Source organism: Burkholderia sp. E168m15 (assembly GCF_016586105.1).
GTDB classification, from domain to species: domain Bacteria; phylum Pseudomonadota; class Gammaproteobacteria; order Burkholderiales; family Burkholderiaceae; genus Burkholderia; species Burkholderia orbicola.
The window spans coordinates 1-9,147 of record NZ_BCPO01000058.1 but is presented as its reverse complement, the minus strand read 5'-3'; the positions used below and the strand labels follow the sequence as shown (position 1 = coordinate 9,147).

At 67.8% G+C, this 9,147-nt stretch carries 10 protein-coding genes and 1 pseudogene; 8 read left to right on the top strand and 3 right to left on the bottom strand.

Annotated elements, in window-relative coordinates; translation table 11 throughout:
* The 7 genes and pseudogenes from JMF86_RS09265 to JMF86_RS09235 form a co-directional block, all read left to right on the top strand.
* A pseudogene (locus JMF86_RS09265) lies at nucleotides 1–367 on the top strand (DNA polymerase III subunit delta'); the annotation flags it as partial.
* 141 nt (nucleotides 368–508) lie between these two features.
* Nucleotides 509–1,288, top strand: coding sequence for a TatD family hydrolase (locus JMF86_RS09260; RefSeq protein WP_006478607.1), 780 nt, complete (start codon nucleotides 509–511; stop codon nucleotides 1,286–1,288).
* Between the two features lie 43 nt (nucleotides 1,289–1,331).
* Nucleotides 1,332–2,042 carry an ankyrin repeat domain-containing protein gene (locus JMF86_RS09255; RefSeq protein WP_006478608.1) on the top strand — a complete coding sequence of 237 codons (711 nt, stop codon included), beginning with the start codon at nucleotides 1,332–1,334 and terminating at the stop codon, nucleotides 2,040–2,042.
* A 121-nt stretch (nucleotides 2,043–2,163) separates the two neighbouring features.
* Entirely contained in the window at nucleotides 2,164–2,520 is a 357-nt protein-coding gene (locus JMF86_RS09250) for a Rap1a/Tai family immunity protein (RefSeq protein WP_011549636.1), read from the top strand.
* An 89-nt stretch (nucleotides 2,521–2,609) separates the two neighbouring features.
* Nucleotides 2,610–3,782: a mechanosensitive ion channel family protein gene (locus JMF86_RS09245; RefSeq protein WP_011549637.1), complete on the top strand. Its 1,173-nt coding sequence runs from the start codon at nucleotides 2,610–2,612 to the stop codon at nucleotides 3,780–3,782.
* 42 nt (nucleotides 3,783–3,824) lie between these two features.
* Complete coding sequence (locus JMF86_RS09240; RefSeq protein ID WP_011549638.1) at nucleotides 3,825–5,000, top strand: AAA family ATPase; 1,176 nt, start codon at nucleotides 3,825–3,827, stop codon at nucleotides 4,998–5,000.
* Nucleotides 5,001–5,283: 283 nt separating this feature from the next.
* Nucleotides 5,284–6,348 (top strand): glycosyltransferase family 4 protein, encoded by a 1,065-nt coding sequence (locus JMF86_RS09235; protein ID WP_011549639.1) that lies wholly within the window; start codon nucleotides 5,284–5,286, stop codon nucleotides 6,346–6,348.
* A 105-nt stretch (nucleotides 6,349–6,453) separates the two neighbouring features.
* On the opposite strand, the gene JMF86_RS09230 is transcribed toward JMF86_RS09235, so the two are convergent.
* The 3 genes from JMF86_RS09230 to JMF86_RS09220 form a co-directional block, all read right to left on the bottom strand.
* Nucleotides 6,454–7,041 (bottom strand): YSC84-related protein, encoded by a 588-nt coding sequence (locus JMF86_RS09230; protein WP_006478613.1) that lies wholly within the window; start codon nucleotides 7,039–7,041, stop codon nucleotides 6,454–6,456.
* 249 nt (nucleotides 7,042–7,290) lie between these two features.
* Nucleotides 7,291–7,740 carry a membrane protein gene (locus JMF86_RS09225; RefSeq protein WP_011549640.1) on the bottom strand — a complete coding sequence of 150 codons (450 nt, stop codon included), beginning with the start codon at nucleotides 7,738–7,740 and terminating at the stop codon, nucleotides 7,291–7,293.
* A 281-nt stretch (nucleotides 7,741–8,021) separates the two neighbouring features.
* A complete protein-coding gene (locus tag JMF86_RS09220) occupies nucleotides 8,022–8,312 on the bottom strand; it encodes a PsiF family protein (RefSeq protein ID WP_011549641.1) in 291 nt (96 codons plus the stop codon).
* Nucleotides 8,313–8,582: 270 nt separating this feature from the next.
* On the opposite strand from JMF86_RS09220, the gene JMF86_RS09215 reads away from it, so the two are divergent.
* Nucleotides 8,583–9,147, top strand: a 565-nt coding sequence (locus tag JMF86_RS09215; RefSeq protein WP_201316963.1) for an asparaginase, incomplete at its 3' end; no start/stop codon positions are given.

The following is a 9,147-nucleotide window of genomic DNA, read 5'->3' as shown; positions in this document are numbered from 1 at the left end:
CGCGCTGGCGCTCGCGAGCGACGAGAACCGCCCGCTGCGCGACTACACGCTCGGGCAACTGGCCGCCGGTGCGGCGTGCGATCCGTTCGCCTGCGGCGAGACGCTGCAGAAGCTGCCGGTGCCGCTGGTGCTCGGCTGGCTGCAGCGCTGGCTGTACGATCTGCTCGCGCAGCGGATGGCCGGCGCGCCGCGCTACTTCCCGACGCACGCGGCGGCCCTGGCGCGCTGCGCGGAAGCGGTCGACGCGAACGCATTCGCGCGCTTCATGAAAGCCGTGACGCGGCAGCGGACGGTCGAGAACCATCCGCTCAACGCGCGGCTCGTATTCGAGGAATTGTTTCTCGGATATCGGGAAATATTCGCTTGATCTGGCATTGTTTCCGATGGGTTGCGAAATGATGAGCGGATCACGCGGGGGCGCGACCGTGGCCGGCCGGCCCGCCCACCTTGCCCGGTGCCGCATGCCGGCGGGCGCATGAGCGCCCGTCTCACGTATTCAGGAAACACGATGTTCGTCGACTCTCACTGCCACATCAATTTCAAGGGCCTGGCCGACCGCCTGCCGGCCGTTCTCGAGAACATGCGCGAGCACGACGTCACGCATGCGCTGTGCGTGTCTGTCGATCTCGAGACGCTGCCCGAGGTGCTTGCGATCGCCGAAGCGCACGACAACGTGTACGCATCGGTCGGCGTGCATCCCGATCACGAGGACATGCGCGAGCCGACGCTCGCGGAGCTGGTCGAGCTGGCCGCGCACCCGAAGGTCGTCGCGATCGGCGAAACCGGCCTCGACTACTATCGCCTCGAAGGGCGCTCGATCGCCGACATGGAATGGCAGCGCGAACGTTTTCGCACGCACATTCGCGCGGCGACCGCGACGATGAAGCCGCTGATCATCCACACGCGTTCGTCGTCGGAAGACACGCTGCGGATCATGGCCGAGGAGCGCGCGGACGTGCCGGGCGGCGTGATGCACTGCTTCACCGAGCCGTGGCCGGTCGCCGAGCAGGCGCTCGCGCAGAACTTCCATATCTCGCTGTCGGGCATCGTCACGTTCAAGAACGCGACCGACGTGCAGGACGTCGCGCGGCGCGTGCCGCTCGACCGGCTGCTGATCGAGACCGACTCGCCGTACCTCGCGCCGGTGCCGTATCGCGGCAAGCCGAATGAACCTGCGTACGTCAGCCATGTCGGACGCTTTATCGCATCCGAGCGCGGTGTCGCCGTCGAGGCGCTCGCCGATGCGACGACGCAGAACTTTTTCCGGCTGTTCAAGATCGCCCGCTAACGACGGGCGCGCAGCCGACAACCCAGGGAAGGAGCCCACAACAATGACGAAGCCGACCAACCATCTGCCCAAACGCGCACTCGTTGCCGCCGCATTCGTCGCGAGCGGCCTGTTCGCCGCCGCCGGCGCGCATGCCGAGTCGCTCGACGCGATCGTCAAGGCCGTCAAGTTCGACGACATCGCCGATATCGGCAAGCAGCTCAAGAGCGGCAAGCTCGATCCGAACACGCTCGCGCCGAACGGCGACCCGATCCTCGTGATCGCCGCCCGCGAGAAATCCGACAAGGTCGCGGCCGCGATCGCCACGACGCCGAACGTCGATCTCGAGAAGGAAGACAAGGCCGGCGAAAACGCGCTGATGCTCGCGTCGCTGAACGGCGACCTCGGGCTCGTCAAGCTGCTGATCGACAAGGGCGCGGAAGTCAGCAAGAAGGGCTGGGCGCCGCTGCATTACGCGGCGACCAACGGCCAGGACGCGGTCGTCAAGGTGCTGCTCGACCACGACGCGTATATCGACACCGCGTCGCCGAACGGCACGACGCCGCTGATGATGGCCGCGCGCGGCAACCATGCGTCGACGGTCACGCTGCTGCTCGACCAGGGCGCCGATCCGCAGGTGAAGAACCAGCTCGGCATCACCGCGCTCGAGTTCGCGAAGCACTACAACGCGCCGGACGCGATCGAGATCCTGAGCAAGCGGACGACGCGTATCGGTGCGGCGACGCCGGCAGATGCGCAAAAGAGTGCAAAATAACGTTTTTTGGTGCGGCGGCGCCTGTCCGCCGGGCCGGCTTCCGGCCGGCGCCGGGCATCCGGCGCCGCACCAGCCAGGGCAGCAGGCGGTCTCGGGCCGCATTGACATAAGAAGGAACACCATGTTGCGCGCAATGTTTTGTGCCGCGGCGTTTGCCGTGCCATTGTCGGCGGCGGCTTTCACGGGCGCGGATCTCGACCGGCTGTGCGCGAAGACGGACGTCAAGTCGCGGGCGTCGTGCGCGGCCTATATCGAAGGCGCCGCCGACGGCGTCTACAACACGATCGATGCGATCGGCGGCACCACGGGGCCGCGCGTCGGCCAGTACTTCTGCCTGCCGCCCGACATCCGGGCGCAACAGATGACGGACGCGGTGCGCAAGTACATCGCCGAGAATCCAAAGCTGGCCGACTACAACGCGAGCACCGCGGTGTCGCTCGGTCTCGGCAAGGCGTTTCCCTGCAGGAACGGCAACTGATCTGACGCCGTGTCCGGGCGCGTGCATGGCCCGGACGTCGCCGACGCATCCAGGACGAAGCCTGTGCGCTTCATCACTCGAGGGCGCCGATGATTTCAATCGAGGAACTGCAGCGCATCGCCGATGCGCCGTTGCATTCGTGGCTCGGCACGCTGGGCGTGTCGGTCATCGTCATACTGGTCGTCACGGTCGTGCACCGCCTCGGCGCACGTATCGTCAAGCGCATCGCGCAGCCGTATCCGCTGATGAGCGCGATCCTGCGCTACATCGACAAGCCGTCGCTCGTCGTGCTGGCGCTGCTGGCGCTCGAATTCGTGTGGGTCCAGGCGGACGACGGCATGTCGTTCGTGCGCGGCATGCGCACCGCGGCCGCGGTCGGCTCGATCGTGTCGCTCACGTGGCTGCTGGTACGGCTCGCGGCCGGCGTCGGCGACGCGATCATCCAGGCCCATCCGATCGACACGGCCGACAACCTTCAGGCACGGCGTGTCCATACACAGGCCAAGGTGCTCGTGCGGACCGTGATGGTGCTGATCGTGATCATCGGCACCGGCGCCGCGCTGATGACGTTCCCCAACGTGCGCCAGGTCGGCGCGAGCCTGCTGGCATCGGCCGGTGTGGCAGGGCTGGTCGCCGGTATCGCCGCGCGGCCGGTGCTCGGCAACCTGATCGCCGGGTTGCAGATCGCGCTCACGCAACCGATTCGGCTCGACGACGTGGTCGTGATCCAGGGCGAGTGGGGGCGCATCGAGGAAATCACCGGCTCGTTCGTGTCGGTGCGGCTGTGGGACCAGCGGCGCCTCGTCGTGCCGCTGCAGTGGATCATCGAGAACCCGTTCACGAACTGGACGCGCAGCAGCGCGGAGATCATCGGCACCGTCTACCTGTCGGTCGACTACCGCACGCCGCTTGCGCCGCTGCGCGAGGAACTCGCGCGGCTCGTCCACGCCGCGCCCGAGTGGGACGGTCGCGTGCAGGTGCTGCAGGTGACCGATGCGACGGAGCGCACGATGCAGTTGCGCGCGCTCGTCAGCGCGGCCGATTCGTCGTCGTGCTGGGATCTGCGCTGCCGCGTGCGCGAAGGGTTGATCGCGTATCTGCAGCACCGCTATCCGCAATGCCTGCCGCGCAGCCGGATGGAACTGTATCCGCACGAATCCGCGCCGGACGCACCGAATCCCGAAAGGCCGCACGCGCGATCGCCCGCCGCCAGCACGGCGGCCAACACCGCAGCCGACCCGCAGGCCGTCGACGGCCGCTGAACGCGGCCCGAGTCCTGCGGCCATTCCCTGTTTCCCATTGTCATGACCGCGCTGAAGACGCTCGCCATCGCCAATTACCGCTCGCTGCGCGAGCTGATCGTGCCGCTCGCGGCGCTCAATGTCGTGACGGGGCCGAACGGCAGCGGCAAATCGAGCGTGTATCGCGCGCTGCGGCTGCTCGCCGACACCGCGCAGGGCCGCGTGATCCCGTCGCTCGCACGCGAGGGCGGCTTGCCGTCGACGTTGTGGGCCGGCCCCGAGCGCTTCTCGCGCGCGATGCTGGCGGGCGACGTGCCGGTGACGGGCACCGTGCGCAAGGGGCCGGTGAGCCTGAAGCTCGGCTTCGCGTGCGACGATTTCGGCTATGCGATCGATCTCGGCCTGCCGCTGCCGAGCCGCTCACAGTTCGCGCTCGATCCGGTGGTCAAGCGCGAATGCATCTGGGGCGGCGCGTTGCTGCGTCCGTCCACGCTGCTGGTCGACCGGCAGGGCGCGCAGATCCGTGCGCGTACCGCATCGGGCGACTGGCAGACGATTCCGCAGCCGGTCGCGAGCTTCGACAGCATGATGACCGAGTTCGCCGATCCGACCGGGGCGCCCGAGATGATCGCGGTGCGCGAACGGATTCGCTCGTGGCGCTTCTACGACCATTTCCGGACCGATGCGCAGGCGCCGGCACGCCAGTCGCACATCGGCACCCATACGCCGGTGCTCGCGGACGACGGGGCCGACCTGGCCGCCGCGCTGCAGACGATCCGCGAAATCGGCGACGCGGCGGCGCTCGATGCGGCGATCGACGACGCGTTTCCCGGCGCGTCGGTCGAGATCGACAATCCGGGCGGCCGCGGCCGCTTCGACGTGCTGATGCGCCAGCCGGGGCTGCTGCGGCCGCTGGCGGCGGCCGAGCTGTCGGACGGCACGCTGCGCTACCTGCTGCTCGCGGCCGCGCTGCTGACGCCGCGGCCGCCGGCGCTGATGGTGCTGAACGAACCGGAGACGAGCCTGCATCCCGATCTGCTGCCGGCGCTCGGCCGCCTGATCGCGCAGGCCGCCCGGCGTTCGCAGGTGCTGGTCGTGTCGCACGCGGCGCGGCTCATCGCGACGCTCGAGCGCGAGGCCGACTGCGAATCGCTGGTGCTCGACAAGCAGCTCGGCGCGACCGCGCTCGTCGATGCCGATTCGCGCGACCTGCCGCCCTGGAAGTGGCCATCGCGTTGACCGCCTGATTGCGTGCTCGAGGCCGTGAGCGGCGCCAGGAGGCGCCGAATGGGGCCGGCCGGGCGCGAAACGAGGCGTCCGCGCTCGATCGGCCGAATGTATCCGGTCTGTAACAACCCCCAAAAAATGAAAGACCTGCGGTTCCGCTCATCGGGATCGCGAATAATAATGAGATATCCGGCGGGAGCCATGCCGGCCGGCGCTGCATGGACGCAGGGCGGGCTCGCATGAGCGAGTGCTCCGCCGCCGCGCCGCAACGGACAGGACACAGGAGACGTGGACCATGAGAATTGCCCAGATCGCCCCGCTGACCGAATCCGTGCCCCCGAAGCTGTACGGCGGCACGGAGCGCGTCGTGTCCTACATCACCGAGGCGCTCGTCGACCTCGGCCACGACGTGACGCTGTTCGCGAGCGGCGATTCGACGACGCGGGCGAAGCTCGAATCCGTGTGGCCGCGCGCGCTGCGGCTCGATTCGTCGATCCGCGACCGGGTCGCGCCGCACATGCTGCTGATGGAGACGGTCGCGCGCCGCGCGAAGGATTTCGACGTGCTCCATTTCCACATGGACTACTACTCGTTCTCGGTCTTCAACCGGCAGGAAACGCCTTACGTGACGACGCTGCACGGCCGGCTCGACCTGCCCGAGCAGCAACCGGTGTTCGACACGTTCAATACGGCGCCGGTGATCTCGATTTCCAATGCGCAGCGCCAGCCGTTGCCGCAGGCGAAATGGCTGACGACCGTCTATCACGGGCTACCCGATACGCTGTACATGCCGCAGCCCGTCGAGCCGCGCTATCTCGCGTTCCTCGGCCGCATCTCGCCGGAAAAACGCGTCGATACCGCGATCCGCATCGCCCGCCAGTGCGGGCTGCCGATCCGGATCGCCGCGAAGATCGACGCGGCCGACCAGGAATACTTCGACCGCGAGATCAAGCCGCTTTTCGCGTTGCCACACGTCGAATACATCGGCGAGATCGCCGATCACGAGAAGGCCGAATTCCTGTCGGGCGCGCATGCGCTGCTGTTTCCGATCGACTGGCCGGAGCCGTTCGGCCTGGTGATGATCGAGGCGATGTCGTGCGGCACGCCGGTGATCGCGTTCAACCGCGGCGCGGTGCCCGAAGTGGTGGACGAGGGCGTGTCGGGGTTCATCGTCGAGGATGAAATCAGTGCGGTGGCCGCCGTGAACCGGCTGCACCTGCTGCCGCGGGCGCGCGTGCGGCAGCGCTTCGAGGAGCGCTTCACGTCGCGCCGGATGGCGCAGCAGTACGTCGATGTGTACCAGTCGGTGATCCGCGCGCAGAAGCGCTCGCGCTTCAAGGTGATCGATTCGACGACCTGATCGTCCCGATGCAGAAGGGCGGCGGATAAAAAAACGGCGATGCCCGCAAGGACATCGCCGTTTGCGCATGGTCCGCGCGCAGCGCGCGCGGGCAGTGCGTCAACGTCAGATCTTGAGCTTCGTGACCTTCGTGCCGTTGATCGATACGTCGCCCATCAGGCCGGCGTTGGTCAGCACGACGACCTGGATCGGCGCGGTGGCCGTGTTGGAGTCGACCGCGCCGTTCGCGCCCATCTTCACGAGTGCGACCGATGCGCCGGCGCCGGCGGCCCAGCCGTCCGAGCCGCGGAATTCGTCGAGCGCCTGCTGCGTCATGAACAGGAACACGATCGCCTTCGACTGCGCACCGGCCTGCAGGCCGACCGACAGTGACGACGTGTTGTAGTAGCCGACCGTGCTGCCGCCGACGCGCAGCGCGCCGTTGCCCGACTGGCCGCCGACGATGAAGCCGGCCTGGAGCACTTCGGGGAAGACCAGCACGCCGCGCGATTTCGCGACGAGCTCGCGCGAACCCTTGACGGTGGAGTACATGCGAGACAGCGTGGCGTCGACGCTCGCGTCGATCGACTGACGCTTCGACGCGTTGGTCGCGGCGTTGTCCGGCTTGTCCGGCGTGGTGGTGCAACCGGTGAGCGCGAGGCTACCGACGATGAGCGCAGCGGCGGCTTTCAGCACAAGATTCCGTTTTTGCATCGTTGTTCTCCATCGGATGATGTTCGGAGTGAGTCTCGCTCAGGGAGCGGATCACGTCGGCAGTTATATCACAGCGGATCAGGGGCTCTTTTCGTTGGCGCGTGAAAAAGCGTCAAATCGCGCAAGGGTGTCGCGGCGCGCCAACGGATGAAATGTCGCGCACGCGCCAGGCGCGCGTGGCGCGTGGCCGGCGTGCGGGGAACGCGGCGCTCGAGCAGCGGGCGGCGGCGCCTGCGGCGTGCGCCGGTGTCAGTGTGTGACGGGGGGAACGGGCGGCTTGATCGGCGGGCGGCGCAGCGCGCGGCGGATCAGCGCGATCACGACGCCGCATGCGAACAGGAACGCGGCCGGAACGACCCAGTAGCCGACGAACGCATGCCACAGATAGCCGGCGAGCGTATTGCGGCGCACCACGTATTCGTCGCGGGCCGCCTGCTGGCGCGGCGCGTTGGCGGCGAGCACGTCGGCCGGGCAGCCGGTCGCGCGCGCTTCGTCAGGATTCCCGTGGCACTTCGCGGCGGCGCCGGCGGCCTGTTGCGCGTCGGTGAGCTGCCAGGTGGTCAGCGCGAGTTGCAGGTCCGCCTTGTTGTAGGCCATTTCCTCGCGGATCTCGCGCACGGCGATGATCGCGACGGGCACCGCCCAGAACACGATCACGATCAGCCAGCGGCGGAACCAGCGGTGTTGTCTCCATGCCATCCAAGCCTCCGTTTGACGCGCGTGCGCGTCCGTCTCGAGGGCGGCCCGATGGCGCTTCTTGGTCTTGGGTGGGCCGCGTTGCAGCCATCATAGAAGAAAACGCGGCGAATTGCCGCACCATGTGGCGGCACCGGAGCGGCGGGCCGGAAAAACGGGGCGGGAAAAGGCGGGCATGCGGGCGGGCATGCGGCTGGCAGGCGCGTGTCGATGCGCGTGCAACGAAAACGAAAATGCCGCGCCCGCCGAAGCGGGGCGCGGCATTCGAGGCGGGAGCGCCGAACTCAGGCGGCCGGCTGGTTGCTCAGGCAGCTCTTCATGAACGCCTTGCGATCGTCACCCTTCTTGCCGGTGGCCTGCGTGTTGCACGCCTTCATCTTTTCCTGCTGCGTCATCGCCTTCGCGGGCTTCGCCGACAGGCAGTCCTTCATGAACGCCTTGCGTTCGTCGCCCGTCTTGCCGGCTGCCTGGGTGTTACAGGCCTTCATCTTGTCCTGCTGGCTGTTCGCCGCGAATGCGGGGGAAGCCAGCATGCCGCCGAGAAGCACTGCGGCTACGAGCGATTGGATTTTCATTTCGACACTCCCATGGGGTGAATTGCGTTTTATATCGACGCCGTCACGAAGCCCGGCGCGACGTGAACAGGGTCGCATCGCGCCGCGCGCTCCGATTATGGCAAATCAATGTGAAAACACCAAAACGGCATTTCTATAACGCAGTGGGCGGCATGGCCGTTGACGGCGTGCACGCGCCGGCGATCGGGACAAACCATGACACGGGGTCGCGCCGCGCGCGTTCGAGCCGGACCTACCGGACGCCGGCCGCGAGCCATTACAATCGCGGCCATGAATACACCGAACACCGCATCCCCTTCGTCCGCGCCGGCGCTGCCGCGCATCGCCGTACTCGCCACCGGCGGCACGATCGCCGGCGCCGCGCCCGACGCGGCCAGCACGGCCGGCTACCAGGCCGGCGCGCTCGGCGTCAATTTCCTGGTCGACGCCGTACCGGCGCTTGCGTCGGTCGCGCGCATCGACGCGGAGCAGGTCGCCAGCATCGACAGCAAGGATCTCGCGCTGCCGCTGTGGAACACGCTCGCCGCGCGGATCGACGCGCTGATGGCCGACCCGGCGATCGACGGCATCGTGATCACCCACGGCACCGATACGCTCGAGGAAACCGCGTATGCACTGCATCTGGTCGTCCGGGGCGACAAGCCGGTCGTGCTGACGGCCGCGATGCGGCCGGCGACCGCGCTGTCGTCCGACGGCCCGCTGAACCTGCTGAACGCGGTGACGGTGGCCGCCCATCCGGCCGCGCGCGGGCAAGGCGTGCTGGTCGCGTTCAACAACCGGATCCACGGCGCGCGCGACGTCGTGAAGACGAGCACCTATGCGGTCGACGCGTTCC